The sequence below is a fragment of the Bacillus cereus group sp. BfR-BA-01524 genome (assembly GCF_022662595.1).
In the GTDB taxonomy this organism is placed as follows: Bacteria; Bacillota; Bacilli; order Bacillales; family Bacillaceae_G; genus Bacillus_A; species Bacillus_A thuringiensis_S.
In genome coordinates, this window is the sequence record NZ_JAKUDW010000346.1 from 1 (window position 1) to 314 (window position 314).

Consider the following 314-nt stretch of genomic DNA (forward strand, 5'->3'; position numbering starts at 1 on the left):
CAATATGAAATTTAAAAATGGAGGAGGTAGAGGGATTCGAACCCCCGCGCGACTCTCGCCGCCTGTCGGTTTTCAAGACCGATCCCTTCAGCCGAACTTGGGTATACCTCCATGAAGGAAAAAATAAATGTTTTATTATTATATGTCTAAACCATTAAAAAAATGGAGGAGGTAGAGGGATTCGAACCCCCGCGCGATTCTCACCGCCTGTCGGTTTTCAAGACCGATCCCTTCAGCCGAACTTGGGTATACCTCCGAGACATATATTAAATAAAGTGGAGCCTAGCGGGATCGAACCGCTGACCTCCTGCGTG

Annotated in this window: 2 tRNA genes; both read right to left on the reverse strand. The window is 47.5% G+C overall.

Annotation, left to right across the window (positions count from 1 at the left end):
• Positions 1–18: 18 nt before the first annotated feature.
• Positions 19–111 (reverse strand) — tRNA-Ser (locus MR170_RS31400).
• A gap of 52 nt (positions 112–163) precedes the next feature.
• Positions 164–256, reverse strand: a tRNA-Ser gene (locus MR170_RS31405).
• Between the last annotated feature and the right edge of the window lie 58 nt (positions 257–314).